19 protein-coding genes are annotated in these 18,999 nt (G+C 52.8%); 4 read left to right on the top strand and 15 right to left on the bottom strand.

The window, feature by feature from the left end; genetic code table 11:
* Positions 1–141: 141 nt before the first annotated feature.
* The 9 genes from LK536_RS48710 to LK536_RS48670 all read right to left on the bottom strand — a co-directional run bounded on the left by LK536_RS48710 (position 142) and on the right by LK536_RS48670 (position 8,333).
* Positions 142–1,071 (bottom strand): 3-isopropylmalate dehydrogenase, encoded by a 930-nt coding sequence (locus LK536_RS48710; protein WP_227796384.1) that lies wholly within the window; start codon positions 1,069–1,071, stop codon positions 142–144.
* A 307-nt stretch (positions 1,072–1,378) separates the two neighbouring features.
* Positions 1,379–2,389, bottom strand: coding sequence for a ketol-acid reductoisomerase (gene ilvC, locus LK536_RS48705; RefSeq protein ID WP_008722993.1), 1,011 nt, complete (start codon positions 2,387–2,389; stop codon positions 1,379–1,381).
* A 147-nt stretch (positions 2,390–2,536) separates the two neighbouring features.
* Complete coding sequence (ilvN, locus tag LK536_RS48700; protein WP_008722991.1) at positions 2,537–3,040, bottom strand: acetolactate synthase small subunit; 504 nt, start codon at positions 3,038–3,040, stop codon at positions 2,537–2,539.
* Between the two features lie 159 nt (positions 3,041–3,199).
* Positions 3,200–3,868: an HAD family hydrolase gene (locus tag LK536_RS48695; protein ID WP_008722989.1), complete on the bottom strand. Its 669-nt coding sequence runs from the start codon at positions 3,866–3,868 to the stop codon at positions 3,200–3,202.
* Between the two features lie 75 nt (positions 3,869–3,943).
* Positions 3,944–4,780 carry an NAD(+) diphosphatase gene (nudC, locus tag LK536_RS48690; protein WP_227796385.1) on the bottom strand — a complete coding sequence of 279 codons (837 nt, stop codon included), beginning with the start codon at positions 4,778–4,780 and terminating at the stop codon, positions 3,944–3,946.
* A 304-nt stretch (positions 4,781–5,084) separates the two neighbouring features.
* Positions 5,085–5,267, bottom strand: a complete 183-nt coding sequence (locus LK536_RS48685; RefSeq protein ID WP_008722985.1) for an HPr family phosphocarrier protein — start codon at positions 5,265–5,267, stop codon at positions 5,085–5,087.
* Between the two features lie 40 nt (positions 5,268–5,307).
* On the bottom strand, positions 5,308–6,702 hold the full coding sequence (locus LK536_RS48680; RefSeq protein ID WP_227796386.1) for an MATE family efflux transporter: 1,395 nt from the start codon (positions 6,700–6,702) through the stop codon (positions 5,308–5,310).
* A 125-nt stretch (positions 6,703–6,827) separates the two neighbouring features.
* Positions 6,828–7,778, bottom strand: a complete 951-nt coding sequence (locus tag LK536_RS48675; protein ID WP_008722981.1) for an SPFH domain-containing protein — start codon at positions 7,776–7,778, stop codon at positions 6,828–6,830.
* Between the two features lie 90 nt (positions 7,779–7,868).
* The gene (locus tag LK536_RS48670) at positions 7,869–8,333 is read right to left on the bottom strand and encodes an NfeD family protein (RefSeq protein ID WP_227796387.1); all 465 of its coding nucleotides are present in this window, start codon (positions 8,331–8,333) and stop codon (positions 7,869–7,871) included.
* A 229-nt stretch (positions 8,334–8,562) separates the two neighbouring features.
* Between LK536_RS48670 and LK536_RS48665 the strand changes: the two genes are divergently transcribed.
* Positions 8,563–9,576, top strand: a complete 1,014-nt coding sequence (locus LK536_RS48665; protein ID WP_227796388.1) for an asparaginase — start codon at positions 8,563–8,565, stop codon at positions 9,574–9,576.
* Positions 9,577–9,621: 45 nt separating this feature from the next.
* On the opposite strand, the gene LK536_RS48660 is transcribed toward LK536_RS48665, so the two are convergent.
* Both LK536_RS48660 and LK536_RS48655 read right to left on the bottom strand, forming a co-directional pair.
* The gene (locus LK536_RS48660) at positions 9,622–10,491 is read right to left on the bottom strand and encodes a DMT family transporter (protein ID WP_227796389.1); all 870 of its coding nucleotides are present in this window, start codon (positions 10,489–10,491) and stop codon (positions 9,622–9,624) included.
* Positions 10,492–10,506: 15 nt separating this feature from the next.
* Entirely contained in the window at positions 10,507–11,451 is a 945-nt protein-coding gene (locus LK536_RS48655) for an AEC family transporter (RefSeq protein WP_227796390.1), read from the bottom strand.
* A gap of 234 nt (positions 11,452–11,685) precedes the next feature.
* Here LK536_RS48655 and LK536_RS48650 point away from each other — a divergent pair, with 234 nt between their 5' ends.
* The 3 genes from LK536_RS48650 (at position 11,686) to LK536_RS48640 (ending at position 14,112) form a co-directional block, all read left to right on the top strand.
* Positions 11,686–12,660 carry an ROK family protein gene (locus tag LK536_RS48650; RefSeq protein ID WP_506092193.1) on the top strand — a complete coding sequence of 325 codons (975 nt, stop codon included), beginning with the start codon at positions 11,686–11,688 and terminating at the stop codon, positions 12,658–12,660.
* A 50-nt stretch (positions 12,661–12,710) separates the two neighbouring features.
* The gene (locus tag LK536_RS48645) at positions 12,711–13,358 is read left to right on the top strand and encodes an HAD family hydrolase (protein ID WP_025482586.1); all 648 of its coding nucleotides are present in this window, start codon (positions 12,711–12,713) and stop codon (positions 13,356–13,358) included.
* Between the two features lie 235 nt (positions 13,359–13,593).
* On the top strand, positions 13,594–14,112 hold the full coding sequence (locus LK536_RS48640; protein ID WP_235712192.1) for an ECF transporter S component: 519 nt from the start codon (positions 13,594–13,596) through the stop codon (positions 14,110–14,112).
* A gap of 34 nt (positions 14,113–14,146) precedes the next feature.
* Here LK536_RS48640 and LK536_RS48635 read toward each other — a convergent pair whose 3' ends face one another.
* From LK536_RS48635 to LK536_RS48620, 4 genes are all read right to left on the bottom strand, one after another.
* Positions 14,147–15,151, bottom strand: coding sequence for a LacI family DNA-binding transcriptional regulator (locus LK536_RS48635; RefSeq protein ID WP_008722964.1), 1,005 nt, complete (start codon positions 15,149–15,151; stop codon positions 14,147–14,149).
* Positions 15,152–15,203: 52 nt separating this feature from the next.
* Positions 15,204–17,204: a heparinase II/III family protein gene (locus LK536_RS48630; protein WP_227796392.1), complete on the bottom strand. Its 2,001-nt coding sequence runs from the start codon at positions 17,202–17,204 to the stop codon at positions 15,204–15,206.
* 188 nt (positions 17,205–17,392) lie between these two features.
* The gene (locus LK536_RS48625) at positions 17,393–18,202 is read right to left on the bottom strand and encodes a PTS system mannose/fructose/sorbose family transporter subunit IID (protein ID WP_008722960.1); all 810 of its coding nucleotides are present in this window, start codon (positions 18,200–18,202) and stop codon (positions 17,393–17,395) included.
* A complete protein-coding gene (locus tag LK536_RS48620) occupies positions 18,192–18,986 on the bottom strand; it encodes a PTS mannose/fructose/sorbose/N-acetylgalactosamine transporter subunit IIC (protein WP_235712193.1) in 795 nt (264 codons plus the stop codon). Before LK536_RS48620 ends, LK536_RS48625 begins: the two co-directional genes overlap by 11 nt.
* Between the last annotated feature and the right edge of the window lie 13 nt (positions 18,987–18,999).

Below are 18,999 nucleotides of genomic sequence, written 5' to 3'. Positions count from 1 at the left end.
CGCTTTTCTGTTTTCTGGTACAGAAAAGGAGCTGCTGCTCCAGTAGATTATTCATCTACTTTTGCAACACCCCCTTTTTATCATCGACGGCAATATGATGCAGTGGGTTCCCGGATTCAGGAAGGCGTGCAAAAGTATCCGTCATAATCCGGTATTCTGCCGGAAAGTCCTTACTGTATCTGACTTTATTGCTATCTCAAACCATTTATTCAATACTTCAAGATTCTTCTGGGACAGCACATGTCTTCTCAAACCAGCCGGCACATCCCCCAGATGGTCAAGGAATGCCAGAATCGCCTCTGCGATTCCTTCCGCTTTTCCTTCCGCTTTTCCTTCCGCTTTTCCTTCCGCTTTCGCTTCCGCCTTCCACTCCTGTTTTGATTTTTCCATTTTTTCAGCAAACAACTCGTTCAATGCATCACACATTTCAATCCCCTCCTCGTATACATTCCAATTTGCCCGGACAATCAAATCCATGGCAGCGCTGTACAAGGGATCTTTATCCTTTCCCTTGTATTCCTTTGCCAGAACCTCAATATCATCCTGCCTTCCAAGATTCCCACACAGTCTGCTCAGCCATATATTTTCCAGCTTTGACAACTGATTCTGTACCACGACCTGCGTGGGGAACATCAAACCGGACACATAGTAAATACCCGGAAAAACCTCTTCTACCCCAGCGGAATACCGGGCTTTTAAAAAACCGATCAGTTTCCTTGGGTAATGGAATCCTATGAAGGATACGGTCAGGTCATCCGGCCGTATCTCCTGCTCACGTTTTGTATTTGACTGCAGGACACCGGTATATCCCATCACCTTATAGAAATCATTGACGCTAAGATAATCCCCGGGGCCTTTGTATTCCATCACATTATACTGCCTGAAAATCCGGCCGATATTCTTCCTAACGGCCTGGCCCGGTATCTTTTTTACCACCAGCGTATCAATCCTCAGAGGTTTTTCCGTGAGATTATACTCCTTCAGAAACTGGAGGCAGTCCTGGTCCTCCTCCAATTCAATCTGCAATATGGCCTGGAACGCACAGTGCCACTGCAGTGGTTTGTTGACCATCCTTCCTTCTCCCTTCAATTATAATGGAAATACTGCTTTTTTTCAACAATCCCGCGGCATCATCCCTCCTTATCCCCATATTTTATCTGCTGAAATTGAATCTTTGGCCGAACCGGCCTTCTGAAACGCCCTGGCGTCCCGATATCTGCTGATTGCAGATGATTAGAATTCCTGCGGAAAAGAAGTTCCGCAGACACAATCCATGGTGTTATATTAGCATGGATTTACCCACAATTCAATGGATAACATGTAAAAAACGGATGCCCCTCTCAGTGGACATCCGTTTCGCCTAACCTTATATGTATGATCAGTTGTTGATAAGCTTATCCGTATCATTCCAGCTATACAGCTTCCTAAGCTCAGATCCAACCTTTTCAAGCGGCTGGTCTGCCTCGTTCTTCCTCATGGCGTTAAAGTGAGGGCAGCCCACCTGGTTCTCTGTCAGCCAGTCCTTTGCAAAGGTACCGTCCTGGATATCGGACAGGATCTTCTTCATGGCTTTCTTGGTTTCATCTGTAACAATCTTCGGTCCGGTGATATAATCGCCGTACTCAGCCGTGTTGGAGATGGAATATCTCATGCCGGCAAAACCGCTCTCATAAATCAGGTCGACAATGAGCTTCATCTCATGTACACACTCGAAATATGCGTTCTCAGGAGCATAGCCTGCTTCTACCAGCGTCTCGAAACCAGCCTTCATCAGGGCGCAGACTCCGCCGCACAGAACTGCCTGCTCGCCGAACAGGTCTGTCTCAGTCTCTACCTTAAAGGTGGTCTCCAGGATACCTGCCCTTGCGCCGCCGATTCCCTGGCCATAAGCCAGCGCCATATCGGTTGCCTTGCCTGTTGCATCCTGATGTACGGCAATCAGGCATGGGGTTCCCCTGCCCCTCTGGTACTCGCTTCTTACGGTGTGGCCCGGAGCTTTTGGCGCTATCATGGTCACGTCAACATCCTTAGGCGGAACAATCTGTCCGAAATGGATGGCAAAACCGTGGGCAAACATCAGCATCATGCCCGGGCGCAGGTTCGGAGCGATGGACTCCTTGTACATGGCTGCCTGCTTCTCGTCATTAATCAGGATCATGATGACATCGGCCTTCTTGGTTGCCTCAGCTGCCGTATATACTTCAAATCCCTGCTCTTCAGCCTTTTTCCAGGAACGGCTCCCCTCATACAGACCGACAATCACGTTGCAGCCTGACTCCTTTAAGTTTAATGCATGTGCATGTCCCTGGCTGCCGTAACCGATGACAGCAATGGTCTTGCCTTCCAATAATGATAAATTACAATCTTCCTGATAATAAATCTTTGGCATTGCTCTTATCCTCCTTAATTCCTTTGAAAATGTATATGTTAAGGCAACAAAACCGACGACTCTCAGTCCGCCCTTGGCCGCCCCCTTAAGCTCTTACTTAACAGTTATGTAATTCCATCCATGCCGCCCTTTCCCTTGCACGGGAACTTACGGAAGCATCCTGATATCCTCGGCGCCGCGTTCCAGCCCTGTCAGGCCTGTTCGGGCCAGCTCCAGGATTTCATAATCTTCAAGCAGGTTGATTAACGCGTCCAGCTTGGACTGGTCTCCTGTCAGCATGACGGTCAGTGAATCCTTGCCCACATCCACGATGGTTGCGCGGAAAATGCTGGAGATGGCGCTGACGGACTGTCTGTCTGCGGCATTGGCCCTGACCTTTACCATCATCAGTTCCCTGTACACGGAACGGTCCGGCTGCAGTTCCTTGATATCCCTTACATCCTCCAGTTTATTAAGCTGGTTCTTAATCTGCTCCAGAACAGTCTGGTCACCCAGTGAGACCACGGTCATCCTGGAGTACCGCGGGTCCGCAGTGACGCCAACGGTCAGACTTTCAATATTGTAACCACGGCGGCTGAAAAGTCCGGCTACCCGGGCCAGCACACCAGCGGTATTGTCTACAAGCAGCGATAACACGATTCTGTCATCCATATAATCCCACCCTCTCATCATGGCGGACAGCTTTAACACTGCCCCTCCTTATGTTCCACAATGTCTTCTATCGTGGACCTTCTTAATAGTAATTTCAATCATAGCAACCATTGTTCTATTTGTCAATTGCATAATAGGAATGGTTATTATGAGTGCAGGTTATAATGTCAAAAGTAAATCCTTTAATTCATCTACCGTGGCCGCAATCCAGGCCGGCCGGCACCCATCCATCTCCTGCCTGTCACCATATCCATAGAGAACCCCCACGCAGTCCATGCCGCATTCCCTGGCCCCCAGCACATCATGTTCCCGGTCCCCCACCATCACGCAGCGGGCCAGGGTCTCTGGCGTCCTGTCAAGCCCATACTGTTCAAGGACATACCGGATCACATCCGCCTTGCGCACCCTGGTCTCTTCCATATCCGCGCCGCCAATGAAATCAAAATATCCCGCCATGCCAAAATACTCCAGAATCTTCCTGCCAAACTCCTCAGGCTTGGAGGTTGCCACCAAAAGCACCTTTCCGGCTTTTTTAAGGGCATCCAGCATTTCCTTAATACCAGGATACTCCTTGTTCTCATGCCATCCCCTCTCACTGAAATATTCCCGGTACACCAGCACCCCTTCCCATGCCTGCTCATCCGAAAAGCCATAATACTTCTTATAGCTGTCCGTCAGCGGAGGCCCTATGAAAGGCGTCAGGGTGTCCAGATCATCCACCTGGATCCCATAATGGTTCAGGGCATGGCGCACCGACTTGGTTATCCCCTCCTTTGGATCGGTCAGGGTACCGTCCAGGTCAAACAGGATATAATCCTTCTGATTCATAACATCCACACAATCCTTTCTTTTCCTCTATAGCAGAAGTCCTGCAGCCTTATCATCCAGCAGCATATACCTCTCCTATATCCTGCCGTCCTTAAATGCCTTCATCATCTCATGGCCCACGCTGATATACGGTCCGTATTCCACTATCTCGTCCCTTGTAAACCACCCGGCCTCACACAGCTCTTCCTCCTCCAGACGTATGGTATCATCACCGTCCAGTTCCGCTGTGAATCCAATCATTTCCGTATCTGAAAACGCCCATGGCTGGCTTTTATAATAACGTATGTTCTTAACCTTAAGCCCTACTTCCTCCATGACTTCCCTGCGCACACAGTCCTCAAAGGTCTCCCCTATCTCCACGAATCCTGCAATCAGGGCATAATTCCTGTAAGCCCCCTTCGCATATCTGGACATAAGCAGCTTATCGCCGTTGGTAATGGCGACAATCACCGCCGGGCTGATTTTCGGATACTCTGTCTGTCCGCAATCCGGGCATACCATGGCGCGCTCCCTGGCGCTGGGTTCCATCCTTGTCCCGCAATGTCCGCAGAACTGCCGGCTCTGCCTCCACCGGTAGAGCTGGCTTCCGGTAATACCCGCAAACGCCTGATGCAACGGTTCCAGGCTGCGGAAAACAGTGAGAGGCTCCAGATTAAACCCGCCAAACTCCGGCACGTCCATATCAGTCACACAGTAATAGGCCCTGCCGTCAATGGAGAACAGATACTGTGCCCCAGCCTTAATCTCCTTTGCCTCCTCCTTTAAGTCTTCAAAGGAAGGGATGACCATCCCATCCCCCTGTTTGAGAAGCATCACCTTATTATACTCATAATGCAGCACGTAATCCTGGTCCTCAGGTTCCTTATTCCTGAAAACAGGATCGTATGTATGCGGCGCAATGTCCTGAATCATCTTATGTCATCGTCCTTTCATCTTTCCTGAAGATATGGAATCTATTGTACCACATGAAAGCATTGATGTAAATTTGGATTTATATTTGGATTTTGGGACCCCTTCCATTCTTGTAAACAAAAAAACGGGGTGGCTCCTGCATCAAAGCAGGAGCCAAAGGCGCCCCGCCGGGAAAACCCTCAAAAGCATTCCCGCGGACAGCACCGCTCCCCGTCTTTTGGCTGTACGGGCCTTGGGGCATGCCTGAACACCCACGTCCGCCCTTTTGTAAGCCCTGTGAACCATGGCAACAGACCATGGCCCATCAGTCATGTATTACCACATTCAGCTTCTTGCGTATCCCCAGGCTCAGGATTCCCAGAATGGATTTCCCATCCACCATGCAGCTCCCGCAGCACACATCCACGTCCTCGGGATACTGTTCTACCTGGTTCACGAATTTTTTTACTTCCTCTATTGAATCAAATGTAACCTCTCTTGTCGTCATATGGGTACCTCCTGTTCATTATACAGAAAGTCTTCCCCAATCAGGAACGCCTATACATCCTGATTCTTTTAAAGAAAGGTTTTACCTCCCACCGCCTGAGACTGCTGAAGAAATAGTAGTAAATCACAAAGGCAATGGTTGTCAGGCTCCAGGTCAGGGGATAACAGAAGGCTGCCCCGATGATTGTGTAGTACTTCGGAAGTACGAACATGATCCAGAGCACCCTGACCGCGCACACGCCGATTCCGGTAAGGACCAGGGGAACCCAGGCATCCCCCACGCCCCTGAGGGTGCCCGAAAGGATTTCAATGGCAATGTAAGTGATGAAGGTGGGAACCATGAAATGCAGCAGGTCCATGCTGATGGCCTGCACCTGCTGGTCCGTGGTGAACAGTTCCACCAGAAGGTGGCCCCCGTTATACAAAAGCACTCCCACGGACGCGGTAAGCACCACACCGATCACCATGCATGCACCGGCCCCCTTGCGCACCCGGTCCATGCGCCCGGCGCCATAGTTCTGGCCCACAAAGGTGGTGACCGATATGCCCAGGGCATTGATCATCATCCAATACAGGCCGTCCACTTTGCCGTAAGTAGCCCAGGCCGTCACATTGTCCGTACCAAGGGTGTTCACGCCGGCCTGAATGATGACATTGGAGATATTGTACATGACGGACTGCATGCCTGCCGGTATGCCGATGCGCACGATCCGCTGAAGCATCCTGCGGTCGATGCGGACCTTGTTCCATTCCAGCTTATACATGTCATCGGTCCTCATCAGGGTGCGCACCACCAGGATGGCGCTTAACAGCTGGGAGGAGATGGTGGCAATGGCAGCCCCCGCCACTCCCATGCGCAGGACCGCCACCAGCAGTATGTCCAGGGCAATATTGGTAAGGCAGCTGGCTATGAGGAAATACAGGGGCCGCCTGGAATCCCCCACCGCGCGCAGTATCCCGGCTCCCATGTTATAAATCAGGTTCGCTATGATACCCAGGAAATAAATCCTTATGTAGACAACCGAATGCCCCATCACATCCTCAGGCGTCTTCATGGCTTCCAGGGCCCATGGGGACCCTGCCAGTCCTATGATCATGAAAACAATGCCGCCTATTACGGAAAACGCAATGGAGGTATGTACGGCCCAATGGACCTTATCCGCCTTCCTGGCGCCGTAAAACTGTGATATGACGACCGTGGCGCCGCTGGACAGACCCACGAAAAAGCCCACCAGGAGATTGATCAGGGTACTGGTGCTGCCGCCAACCGCGGCCAGGGCCTGTTTACCCACGAACCTCCCAACCACCATGGCGTCCGCCGTATTATAAAGCTGCTGGAAAAACGTCCCGAACAATATGGGGAAAAAGAACAGCAGCAGCTGTCCGAATATGCTCCCTTCCGTAATCCGGTTCTTTTTTACGACTTCTCCCTCCATAACCCATCCTCACGCTATCGTATTCTTTATTTCAGATAAAATAGCACCCATCAGTCAAAACACGCTGATGGGCACTACTGTCAATTCTCATCTTATATCATATTATCATTTTTGTCTACCGGAATTTATTCTGCGGCTTCGTCCTTCGCGGCAACCTCGGCAATGGACTTGACCAGCCCCGCTATCCCCTGGATGTCAGAAGGAATGATGATCTTGTTAGCCTTCCCATTGGCGGCTGCCTGGAAGGCTTCCAGGCTCTTTAACTGGAGCACCGCATTGTCCGCTCCTGCTTCCTTGATATAGCGGATACCGTCAGCCGTTGCCTGCTGTACGGAACGGATGGCTTCCGCCTGGCCCTCTGCCTCTTTAATCTTCTTTTCCTTTTCAGCTTCCGCGCGCAGGATGGCCGCTTCCTTCTCTGCTTCTGCATTAAGCACTGCGGATTCCTTGTTACCTTCGGCCACAAGGATCATGGACTTCTTCTCGCCCTCGGCGCGGAGGATGGATTCACGGCGCTCACGCTCAGCCTTCATCTGCTTCTCCATGGCTTCCTGGATGGCTGCGGGCGGGATGATATTCTTAAGCTCCACCCTGGTCACCTTGATGCCCCACGGGTCCGTGGCAATGTCCAGGGACTCCTGCATCTTGGCATTGATTGTCTCCCTGGACGTCAGTGTCTCATCCAGCTCCAGGTCGCCGATGATGTTACGCAGCGTGGTGGCTGTCAGGTTCTCGATAGCCAGCAGCGGCCGCTCCACGCCGTAAGCATACAGCTTCGGATCCGTGATATAGAAGAACACCACCGTGTCAATCTGCATGGTTACATTATCCTTGGTGATGACGGGCTGGGGCGGGAAGTCCTCCACCTGCTCCTTCAGGTTCACCTTCTTGGCAACACGGTCAAAAAATGGGATCAGGAAATGGATTCCCACGCTGTACGTCCCCTGATACGCTCCAAGACGTTCCACTACCAGCGCCTGGGCCTGGGGCACGATGCGGATGCACGTGGACAGGATGAACAGGATAATGACGGCAATGATGATAAAAACGAGAAAACCTCCGATTGCACCAAACATATTACTCCTCCTTAAGTTGTTGTCCTTTAGTTAATTATTAGTTATGTTTTAAGTATGTCCCTTCAGGTATATTCCTTCAGATATATCCCTTCAGGCATCCTCCTTCGGCAGCTCCACCTTATGTTCCCGCTCCACAGCCTTCACAATCAGCTTGGCGCCGCTGACAGCCGTGATGACCACCACTGTATTCGGTTCAAATACCACGCCCTCCACGACCGACCTGGCAAGCCAGGTCTCGCCTGCCAGTATGGCGGAGCCGGTACCGGCCTCGTTATTAATCCGTTCCTTTACAACCGCCTTGCGGCCGGTAAAGCTGTCCACATTGGTATCTGTCTTCTTCCGGTGAAGATACCTGGTTGTAAACGGACGGACCATCATGAACAGGGCAAATGAGACAATTACGAATACCGCAAGCTGCGGCCGCAAGGACGCTCCACAGACCTGCGCCACCAGGGCGGCCAGCGCCCCTCCTGCAAACCAGATGCTGGTAAGGGATGCAGTCATGCCCTCCACTACCAGAAATACAACAAATGCTATAAGCCACGCAACAGACATATGAATCCCCCTTCCTAGAGTTTGTTTGCCAACAGGTACAGTGACTCTGGAGAAAATTGGTTATACTGCTATTCTATCATAGATATGCCTAAAAGCAATCAAGGGATTGTAAATTTATATTATTCTTAATATAATTGTAAACAGGACACGAAACCTGTTACAGTTAATTATTATATGTTTTTAATTTAGGGATATACTATGAAAAACAAAGGAAAAGAGGTACTAGACCATGAAACGTATTCTCATGCTGGGCACCGGAGGGACCATCGCCTGCAAGCGCACGGAACGCGGCTTAAAGCCGGTCATCACATCGGAGGAAATCCTTTCTTACGTGCCGGACAGCAGGACCTACTGCCAGATTGATACCATCCAGATACTGAACATCGACAGCACCAACATCCAGCCGTCCCACTGGCTGACCATTGCGTCTGCCATAGAAGCCCATTATGACCAGTATGACGGGTTCGTCATAACCCATGGCACGGACACCATGGCCTATACAGCAGCCGCCCTGTCCTACCTGATCCAGCATTCCCATAAGCCCATTGTCATCACCGGCTCCCAAAAGCCCATTGACATGGAAAACACGGACGCCCGGACCAACCTGGCCGACAGCCTGCGCTTTGCCTCAGACCCCAGGGCGCATGACGTGAATATCGTGTTTGACGGAAAGGCCATTGCAGGAACCAGGGGGAAAAAGGAACGCACAAAAAGCTATAATGCATTTTCCAGCATCAACTTCCCCAATGTGGCCGTCATACAGGAGGACCATATCATATTCTATCTAGACGACAAGGACAGGAGCACGGAACCGGTCAGGTTCTTCCATGAACTGGATTCCAACGTGGGGCTTATGAAGCTGATCCCCTCCACGGGCACGTCCCTTCTGGACTATATGGCCGGACACTTTGACGCGCTCATCATCGAATCCTTTGGCGTGGGCGGCCTCCCCTCCTATGAGAAGGGCGATTACTACCGGGCCATCGGCCACTGGACAGGCCGGGGCAAGACCGTGATCATGACCACCCAGGTCACCAACGAGGGCAGCAATATGTCCGTATACGAGGTAGGGCGGAACATCAAGCAGGAATTCGGCCTGCTGGAGGCTTACGACATGACCCTGGAGGCAGTGGTCACCAAGACCATGTGGATTCTTGGACAGACCAGGGATCCGGACGAAATACGCAGGCTGTTCTATGAGACAATCAACCGCGACGTGCTCTGGAACAGCAATCCGCACTGAACTGCCAGAGTGTGTTTGAAAATCCATTCCAGAGCCAGGTCCTTGTCATCTGCGGCGCGCGGCGCCTGCGTCCCACTCGTTCAAGACGGTAAATCCAAGGATCATGAAGCCTCCGGCGGCCTGAAGGGGCGATACCGCCTCATGGAGCACTGCCACCGAGATGATGACCGCCACCACCGGGTCAATGTAACTTAATATGGATGCCTCCTGTCCCTTCAGATACCGGAGGGAGGAAAAATACATACAGTAACAGATCCCGGTATGGAACACCCCCACCACCATCAGGTTCACGGCGCCATTGATGTCAAGGCTTCCAAGGTGGGAACCTCCTGTCATGGATATGTACGGCGTCATTACCAGTACGGCTGCCAGGAACTGCATGAAGGTCCTGTTCAGACCGGATACGTGCCGGATACTCTTGTTAATCAGGACCACGGACGCATAGAACACCGCGGCCCCCAGTCCCAGGAGGATTCCAAACAGGTCATGGCTGCCGCCCCCGCCGCTGACCCCGATTACCATGACCAGCCCCAGGGTGGACATGACAAAGCAGGATATCTGCTTTCCTGTCAGCTTTTCCCTGAATAAGACCGTGCTTGCCACTGTCACGATTACCGGGGCAAAGTAATAACTCAGGGTTGCCATGGCTACCGTGGTATACTTATAGGCTTCAAACAACAGGATCCAGTTCACGCTCATGGCTGCCCCCGACACGAACAGCAGGGGCAGTTCCTTCTTCACATCCTGCCACCTGACGGTCTGGCGGGTACACAGCTGCCACAGGAGCAGGGCCAGGGCGGCGATGACCGCCCGGTACAGGGCCACCTCCCTGGATGGCAGTCCTATGTTCCTTACAAACACTGCGATGGTGCCAAACGCAGCCATGGAAAATATAATCTCAAATCTTGCCTTCATACGGTCCCCCCTTCCTCATATAAGTCCCATGGACCGGATGACATACAGCCATAAGGTCAATGTAAAGGCGCTTCCGCAGGTGGTCAGCGCCACGATGCTGGAAGTAAGGACCCCTTCATGCCCCATATTCCTCGCCATGACAAAGCAGCTTACAGTGGTGGCAGACCCCAGCATCACCAGGATTGCCACCAGCTGTTCGTTCCGGAATCCGGCCATGACAGCTATGGGGAGGAATACAGCGGTCAGCCCAAGGAGCTTGATGGCCGACGCACAGAGGGCCGGCCCCATGGCCTTTCCGGCCTTTTCCCAGTTAAACGACGCGCCCATGGCCATAAGACCCAGGGGCGTGGCCACGGCCGATAGGCTCGACACGGTCTTTTCCATGATGGCAGGCTGTGGGATACCCAGCACGGACCACAGCATCCCGGCCAGGATCCCAAGGATGATCGGGTTTGTGCAGACGCCCCGGATGGTGCCTCTTAGGGCCTGTCCGTCCATTTTCCCCTGACCCGGCCTTGTAAAGGACAGCACCAGGACCGCCATCACATTGTAAAGTGGTACGCTTCCAATAATCATAAGCGGGGCCATGCCTGCATTTCCGTAAATATTCTTAATGAACGCAATCCCCAGAAGGGCCGCGCTGCTGCGGTAGGATGCCTGGATGAACTCCCCCCTAAGCCCCTTGTCCTTAAGGGTCATGGAAATGCATGCTGCCAGCAGGATCCCAATCAGGGTAACCCCGAAGCAGAACAGCACGAATCCGGTATCCCATACATGGAAAAAATCAGAATTGGCCAGGTCTTCAAACAGCAGGACCGGAAGCGCCGCCTTAAACACGAACTGGTTCATCTGGTCCACAAAACGGCTGTCCATCAGCCCCGCCTTCCTGAATAATACCCCCAGCACCATCAGTATAAAAACCGGGATTGTTGCATTCAAGCTGAATATCAGATTTTCCACGTCTGTCCGCCTCCACTCTTTTGTCCACTATCCCTGTAACAATATACGTTCCCGTTTTATTTGTCAAGACTTTCAGCCCCGCCGGGCCGGGCCTGACATCAGAAACAGCACAACTGGCAGCGGAAATATTTCAACAGACAGTTGACATTCCTGGCATTTTGTGATTTAATGGAATTAACTTATTAATATAATATTAAAAAGTATATTAATATCTCCAATAATAAGGGGGTTATGATGAAAACAGAAGATCCCGTATCAATCAAACAGATCAACACAGACCGGATCCGGACATTCATGGAACAGGAAGGTTCCGTCTCAAAAAGCCAGATTGCCAGGCAGCTGGGCCTAAGCTTCCCCACGGTTACCCGCCTGCTGGAAGAACTCTGCGCCGGCGGCGAGGTCCTCGCCCAGGGTACCGGCACCTCCACCGGCGGAAGGTGCGCCTGTTACTATCAGCTGAACCCGGATTACCGCCTCTATCTTCTGATACAGGTGGAGGAGGGACGGATGCGGTGGAGCCTTAAGAACCTGGATGAGGAACCGGTGGAACAGGCAGAGGTTTCATTCCAGGTATTTTCCCTTGAGAAGCTGGACCGTCTTATCCTTGACATTGCAGGGCGCCACCAACGGCTCAAGGCCGCAGCAGTGGGAATCGCAGCCCTGGTCAGCCGCGGCATGGTGGAGGAATCCGAAGCGTTCCCATGTCTGCACGGCATTAACCTGATTGAACATTTTAAGTCCGTCACCCCGGTTCCCGTGGTATTGGATAACGATATGAACTATCTGACCATGGGATGCTGGAACAGCTACCGCTTCAGGGCCAATTCCCTTATCACGCTGTACATGGGCAGCTGCGGCATGGGCGGAGGCATGGTGATAGACAACCGGCTTTGGGCCGGTACTTCCGGTTTTTGCGAGCCAGCCTTCCTTCCCTTCATGGAACCGTATTGGGAAGAATTGAGGCGAAACCCGCGGACCATGGATGTGACGGAGCTTTATATCAGGCTGATCCAGATTTATACCTTTACCGTCAACCCGGCCATGATTGTCCTTTACCGGCACCCTCTTCTGGAAGGGAAGCTGGACCATATCCGGCGCGGCTGCGCCGGCCTTATCCCGGCCAAGGCCCTTCCTGCCATCGAACTGTCTAACAGTTACCAGGAAGACTATGAAAACGGACTGTTTGCCGTGGCCCGCAGGCATTCCTGAGTAAATCCGGCCTGACCCATCCACAACATTTTTCACTTAAGGAGGTTTCCATGAGATATTCACATATTGTATTCGATATTGACAACACGCTTATTGATACCACGGCCGCCGTACTCCACAGCCTGCAGAAAGCCCTCAGGGAAGTGACCGGGGAGCACCGGGAGGTGGGGAAGCTGGCGCCGGTGCTTGGCATCCCGGGGTTGCAGGCATTTGAAATGCTTGGCATCCAGTCCCCGGAACTGATATTCAGGATTTATCCCTTGTGGGAAAAGTATATGAATTCCTATCAGCACACAGCCTATGTCTACGAAGGCATCCGCCCCCTGTTAAAATATCTTAAAAACGAAGGTTATGACCTGGGCATCATAACCTCCAAGACCGCCAGCCAATATGAGAGCACCTTCGTCCCATTTGGGATTGCCGGATATTTTCAATGTACCGTCACGGCAGATGACACGGTCCATCACAAACCTGGCCCCGAACCCATGAATGCATATATGTGGATGAATGATGTGAGGCCGTCCCAGGTGCTCTATGTGGGGGACAGCGTCTACGACATGGAATGCGCCCTGGCAGCGGGAACGGACAGCGCTCTGGCCCTGTGGGGCTGCCATGATCCCGAAGGCATCCCTTCCACCTGCCGTTTCGCGGCGCCGGGAGATATGGAGCAATGGTTCCGGGACGGATGTCCCGCCTAGGGCATGTTTGAAAACTGCTCCAGGACGTTGGATGAACAAGCCAAAAACCGCAAAAGTGGACTGGTCAAAATATCATCAACTGGATATTTTGCTCAGTCCACTTTTCCGTTATAGTAGGTACCAGCAAACGTCTGGCAAAGGCGGATGCAGACAGGATCCGGGGGCATGCCCAGCAGTCCGTCCCCGCCCCCTGCGTCCCTAACCAGCCCAGAAGATAAAAGGAGGTATCTGTATTATGGAACGCTTATCAACCAAAAAACTTGTCATGTGCGCACTCTTTGCAGCCCTGGCCTGTGTGGCCACCATGTCAATCCGCATCCCCACCCCCGGCACCGGCGGTTATATCCACCCCGGCGACGCGGTGGTCATCCTCTGCGGGATTTTCATGGGACCAGCCGAGGCATTCCTAGCAGCCGGGATCGGCTCCTGCATGGCGGACCTGTTAGGCGGGTATTTCATTTATGTGCCCATTACATTCGTCATAAAAGGGCTGGTGGCATTTTCCTGCAGCCACCTTTACCACAGCGTTACCGCCCAGGGAAGGCACGGTTACCTTGCCGTAGCGGCCTGCGGCGTGATTGACATGGTGCTGGTGGCGGGAGGATACTTCCTCTGTGAAATCTTCCTCTACGGACCAGGCGCTGCCCTGGCCAGCGTCCCTTCCAACCTGATTCAGGGCACCGGAGGACTGGTCATCGCATGCGCGCTGTATCCGGTGCTCCGCAGGCCCCTGGAAGCAGCCATGGCTGCTTAAGGAACCGGTTTTCCGGCTGCACACAGCTGCATATTCAAAGGGTTGTCTCCCTCCACTTAACAATATTCTTAAATACCACATCGCCTTCCCGCTTCTTACCGTCCAGCACATCCACCAGTTCCTCCATGGCCCTGACCCCCTCCTGATAGGCAGGGGTGATGATTGCCGATATGGCGGGCGTGGTCATCCTGGTCCATCCCTCCACGTCAAAGCCGACCAGGCCCAGGGTATCCGGGAACAGGCCCATATAGTCCGGGTAGTTGCGGATTGCCTGGTACACCACCTGAAGCTGGCCCGGGCTGGCCACGTAAATCAGGGTCTTTTTGTTTAAATCCACCTTTTCCTTCAGCATTTCATATACCTGGGCCGACTTGATACCGTCCTGCAGATACTGGGTGCCCCCGTCCCTGCACGCGTCCTGAAGGGCGTCCTTGTATCCCTGGGTGTTCTCAAAGCCCGCGCTGATGGCCGCCTCCCCGTCGGATATCATAAGGAAATCCTCATATCCTTTTTTTATGCACTCGGTAATTACCTGGTAGACACAGTCATAATTATTGCTTTTTACATATCTTCCCTTAAAGTCATAGGGTTTTGCATCCAGGTAGACAATGGGCTTCTTCTTTTTCTCCAAATCCCCTGCCAGCATACCGAACCGGTAGGTGGACTGGATGATGAAACCTTCCGCGCCCAGCTTTAACATGCGCTCCACATAATCCTTTTCCTGCTGGAAGGCAAGGCCGCTGTTGCCCATCATGATCTGATATCCCTGGGCGCTTGCCGCATCCTCGATTCCCTTTAACGCCCTTGCGCAGTAGGCATCCGAACTGTCCCCGAGGATTACGCCCACAAGCCCGCTGCTCTTGGCTTTCATGGCCCTGGCGGCAGCGCTTGGCTCATATCCTGTCTCATTAATGATATGCTGTATCCTCTGTTTTGTCTCCTCGGACATCTTGTTGGTCTTGCCATTGAGATAGAAGGATACCGTTGTTTTGGAAACACCCGCCCGTTCAGCAATCTCATTAATTGTCAGTTTCTTCATACAGACCTCCACCACCCAGCTCAAAGGATTTATAACTTTTATAACTATACCATTAATTTCTCAATCGGTAAAGTGTGCGATTCCCATTCCTGCAATGAATCACTGCTGCCTTCCCGTATATGGGGATTCCATTGCAGAGATACATTTTACCGCCCTTAAAGGTTTCCCGGTTCCATATGAGGAAGATCCAGGATTCGCCGGAGGATAAGGTAAAGGTCCTTGAAACCACTTCTGATCCGGATACCGGTTCCGGGCTGCCATACTGATACACGGGCACGCCGCCCATCGCCACATCCTCCCCGGCCAGGCAGGTCCAGTCCGTATGCCGGTCCGTGAACCGCGTCTCCTTTACCAGGCAGGCGCTGGGCGAAAGCTGGTTATATGTTTCAGATACCACACACGGTTCCTTTATGAACCCGGTCCGGCCCAGCAGGTTCAGGCCGGTGTCCCCGGAACGCAGGGTCCATCCCCCTTCCATGCCATGTGCTTCCTGCAATGCCTCCACGCGGGGATCCAGATGATAATATTCCCGCAGTGCATGCCCACCCCCGCACCCTATGTCGTTTACAATCAGCCAGATACCCGGGTCGGCCATGAGGACCCGGCGGATGACAAGGTAATTCCGGCCGGATGACAGGGTGCCGTGATATGCCATTTCACAGTACTGCACCGGTCCCTGCTCCCTGTAATATGTTTTCAGGCATTCCCCGTATGAATCATATCCCCAGGCGCCCCTGGGAATCCCATGGGACTCGCCGTCAATCACGCACACATTATGGGCCTGGGCGCTTTTTAGGGCCGGGCGCAGAGGTTCTTCTTCCATATAAGAGTATCTTCCGCTGTCCACCAGGAACGGCCTGCCCTTATAATACAGGGAAATGTGGGTCATGTCCGCATGTCCGTGGCTGCTGCCCAGGGGGCCGCACTTAAGATAGGTGAAATGACTGTCTTCGGACCAGCTGCTCCTCACATAGACATTTCCCGTATCCTCCGCGTGCAGGTTCTTGGACTCCGGACACACCGGCTTCTGCCGTTCATATCTGCAGATTCCGTCCCGTCCCAAAAGCCAGGCGCTGTCCAGGTCCATGGATTCAAATCCGGCAGACCGGAACCGCCCGTCCCCTGTCAATACGGCTGCTTTTGTCAGCACATCCCTTACATCCGTTACATCGCTGTCACACTGGGCAATCTGGCAATGGTCAGGCCCGGCCGCGTACATCACATACCGGCTCATCTCCACGGTCTTTGCCAGCAGCCATGTCCTTTCCTCCGGCACATCGCCGTTCCAGTATGCCAGAAGCTTCATGCAGGCCAGCAGCACCTCCATATGGTACATCATGGACTGCTCCCAGTGGGAACCATCCGGCAGGACCTGCAGCGCCAGCTGGTCTTCAAGTTCCTTCCACGCCCACTCAGAAAGTCCGTCCTCCGGCAGGTATTCCCCAAACCATAAAAAACCGTGGCAGATGGCAGCGGTCTGGAGCAGGCCCCAGTTGCTGAGGGTGTATTTTCCAATATATCCATTCCTCATATATGCAAACTGGCTCCTCATGCTGTCCAGTATCCTCTCCGCCTGCCGCTGTCCCATAAGCCCTTCCCCTATGAGATGGACCAGAAGGAACTGCCAGCTCATGCACCGGATTCCCGTGTCAATGGAACGGGTGGCCTTGGGAAGGATTGGGTTGGATGCCATCCAGTGTTCCATATACCATTCCAGTTTTCCTATATATGCCTGTTTTCCTGTGAGGCGGTATGCCAGCAGGAGTTTATGAAGGTATTCATGGCGGTTCAGCATGAATATCCATTCCGGGTCCTGGTTGGGGCTGTGATCCCAGACCATTTCCTTCAGGGTGTACGGGGCGGCGCAGGGTTCCATATCCCATCTGTCCTCAAAGGTAAAGGTCTGCTCCATAAGGCGGTCCGCCTGCGCAATCACCCTTTCCGCCTCCAAGGGACAGCGCCGTCCCATGTATTCCGTTACAAAGGCAGGGTCATATTGTCGTATATATCCGCTGGTCCGTTCCTTAAGGGCGGTGAATCGGTCCTGTTTCATTGTTGTCCTCCTCCTGTTTTCATTCATGGTATGGCATGATCCTGCGGCCGGATGCCGTCAGACAGCCACAGCCATCCGTGGCGTCCGGCTGTCTGTGGCGTCCGGCTGTCCGTGGCGTCCGGCCGGCTGATACGGACAAAACCCCAGGCAAATCAAACTGCCGGGGGTTTTGTCCATGGATTGTCACATCATGCAATGATGTGCAGCAGTGAAAGCACCACGCCAATCACGATGGTTAAGATAACCAGCTTGTAGGTAGTCCACTTCTTCACCTTAATCAGGTAGAATATCAGTCCTGTGAACAGTACAGGAAGCAGCCTGGGGGCAATGGCGTCAATCATCTCCTGGATTGCCACTACCTTCTGCTGGTCGCCGGGCATGCTGGCCACATACTGTATGGGCGTGGTAATCTTTACAAAGTTCACGGCCAGGCCGGATATGACCGTTACGCCGATCATGCTGGCCACATTGGATATCTGCTCCATCTTGCTGCTGAGGGTTGCGATGATGTTGGTTCCCAGCTTGTATCCCCACATGCCTGTAAGCACCTTTGCCCCCAGAAGGATCACGTTCATGGCCACAAAGAACAGGATGGGTCCCATGATCAGGCCGTCCATGGCCAGGGAGGCGCCGATGGTTGCAAACAGGGGAGCCAGACAGAACTGGGCCAGTGAATCGCCGATTCCGGCCAGGGGGCCCATAAGCGCCATCTTGATGTTGCGGATTTCACTGGAGGGAGTCTTATTCTCCAGCATCACCAGATGCAGGCTTGTTATGAAAGGAAGGAAATGGATGTTGGTGTTGAAGAACTCAATGTTTTCCTTCAATGCTTCCTGAAGCTTGTCATCATCGTCCTTATACATCTTGCGAAGGGAGGGATACAGCACATTGGCGTATCCAAGGCCCTGGTAATTGCCGTAGTTAAAACCGTTCTGCAGGAAATACGCCCGCAGGGATGTTTTTAAATAATCGTTTTTCTCCAACTGATTAGATGCCATCTTCAAATTCAACCTCCACTTCTTCTACAGATCCGCCGGCGCCCTTGCCTGCGTGAAAGAATACAAGTAATGCGATTGCGGTGCCGATCACTGCAACGCCCATGACCGGAAGGTTCAGGTAGGCGATTGCAATATAGCCCAGCAGCACGAACGGGATCAGTTCCTTTTTAGCCATTACATTGAGGATCATGGCAAAGCCGATGGCCGGAAGCATTTTCCCTGCCACGCCCAAGCCGTCGCTGAGCCAGGCCGGAATCAGGGAAATGATCCTTGAAAGGCCTTCGGAGCTGAATGCGCCTCCGAACCCAATGATGAAACCCACGATTGCGAATATGCACACCGTCGCATTGGCCGCGATGCGGAAGCCCCTGAAGTCCTTTTTATCCAGGGCCTTGTAGGCAAAGCTGGTCAGTGTGGTGGCAAACGTATAGGTGGCTGTGATCACAAACTGGAACGCCACTGCAAACGGAAATGAAAGGGCCAGGGCAGAACCCACATCGATGCCCGAATCCTTCATGGTGATGGCGATAATGGTTCCCACGATACCAGGCCCCATGGGGTTAGGCGGCACGGAACCGCCCTGGGACACGCCAAAGCCCATGAACGCCAGTTCCCCCACAGCTCCCATGGCAAGTCCGGTTGGCAGGTCCCCCAGTATCAGGCCCACGCCCGCCGCCATCACAAGACACCTGTTGGTGTAGATACCGAACAGCATGCCTGCAAGACAGAACGCTGTCCATAAACCGATAAGCAAACATTGAAACATACTAATTGTCACGATCATTCCCTCCTTTATT

This window comes from Clostridium pacaense, assembly GCF_020709765.2.
Lineage (GTDB): Bacteria > Bacillota > Clostridia > Lachnospirales > Lachnospiraceae > Enterocloster > Enterocloster hominis.
This window is presented reverse-complemented; position numbering and strand designations above follow the sequence as displayed.

Excerpts from the sequence above, each read along its gene's own strand:
- LK536_RS48710 (WP_227796384.1), bottom strand. The coding sequence starts at position 1,071 with ATGGTCAACAAACCACTGCAGTGGCACTGTGCGTTCCAGGCCATATTG.
- ilvC (WP_008722993.1), bottom strand. The coding sequence starts at position 2,389 with ATGCCAAAGATTTATTATCAGGAAGATTGTAATTTATCATTATTGGAA.
- ilvN (WP_008722991.1), bottom strand. The coding sequence starts at position 3,040 with ATGGATGACAGAATCGTGTTATCGCTGCTTGTAGACAATACCGCTGGT.
- LK536_RS48695 (WP_008722989.1), bottom strand. The coding sequence starts at position 3,868 with ATGAATCAGAAGGATTATATCCTGTTTGACCTGGACGGTACCCTGACC.
- nudC (WP_227796385.1), bottom strand. The coding sequence starts at position 4,780 with ATGATTCAGGACATTGCGCCGCATACATACGATCCTGTTTTCAGGAAT.
- LK536_RS48685 (WP_008722985.1), bottom strand. The coding sequence starts at position 5,267 with ATGACGACAAGAGAGGTTACATTTGATTCAATAGAGGAAGTAAAAAAA.
- LK536_RS48680 (WP_227796386.1), bottom strand. The coding sequence starts at position 6,702 with ATGGAGGGAGAAGTCGTAAAAAAGAACCGGATTACGGAAGGGAGCATA.
- LK536_RS48675 (WP_008722981.1), bottom strand. The coding sequence starts at position 7,778 with ATGTTTGGTGCAATCGGAGGTTTTCTCGTTTTTATCATCATTGCCGTC.
- LK536_RS48670 (WP_227796387.1), bottom strand. The coding sequence starts at position 8,333 with ATGTCTGTTGCGTGGCTTATAGCATTTGTTGTATTTCTGGTAGTGGAG.
- LK536_RS48665 (WP_227796388.1), top strand. The coding sequence starts at position 8,563 with ATGAAACGTATTCTCATGCTGGGCACCGGAGGGACCATCGCCTGCAAG.
- LK536_RS48660 (WP_227796389.1), bottom strand. The coding sequence starts at position 10,491 with ATGAAGGCAAGATTTGAGATTATATTTTCCATGGCTGCGTTTGGCACC.
- LK536_RS48650 (WP_506092193.1), top strand. The coding sequence starts at position 11,686 with ATGAAAACAGAAGATCCCGTATCAATCAAACAGATCAACACAGACCGG.
- LK536_RS48645 (WP_025482586.1), top strand. The coding sequence starts at position 12,711 with ATGAGATATTCACATATTGTATTCGATATTGACAACACGCTTATTGAT.
- LK536_RS48640 (WP_235712192.1), top strand. The coding sequence starts at position 13,594 with ATGGAACGCTTATCAACCAAAAAACTTGTCATGTGCGCACTCTTTGCA.
- LK536_RS48635 (WP_008722964.1), bottom strand. The coding sequence starts at position 15,151 with ATGAAGAAACTGACAATTAATGAGATTGCTGAACGGGCGGGTGTTTCC.
- LK536_RS48630 (WP_227796392.1), bottom strand. The coding sequence starts at position 17,204 with ATGAAACAGGACCGATTCACCGCCCTTAAGGAACGGACCAGCGGATAT.
- LK536_RS48625 (WP_008722960.1), bottom strand. The coding sequence starts at position 18,202 with ATGGCATCTAATCAGTTGGAGAAAAACGATTATTTAAAAACATCCCTG.
- LK536_RS48620 (WP_235712193.1), bottom strand. The coding sequence starts at position 18,986 with ATGATCGTGACAATTAGTATGTTTCAATGTTTGCTTATCGGTTTATGG.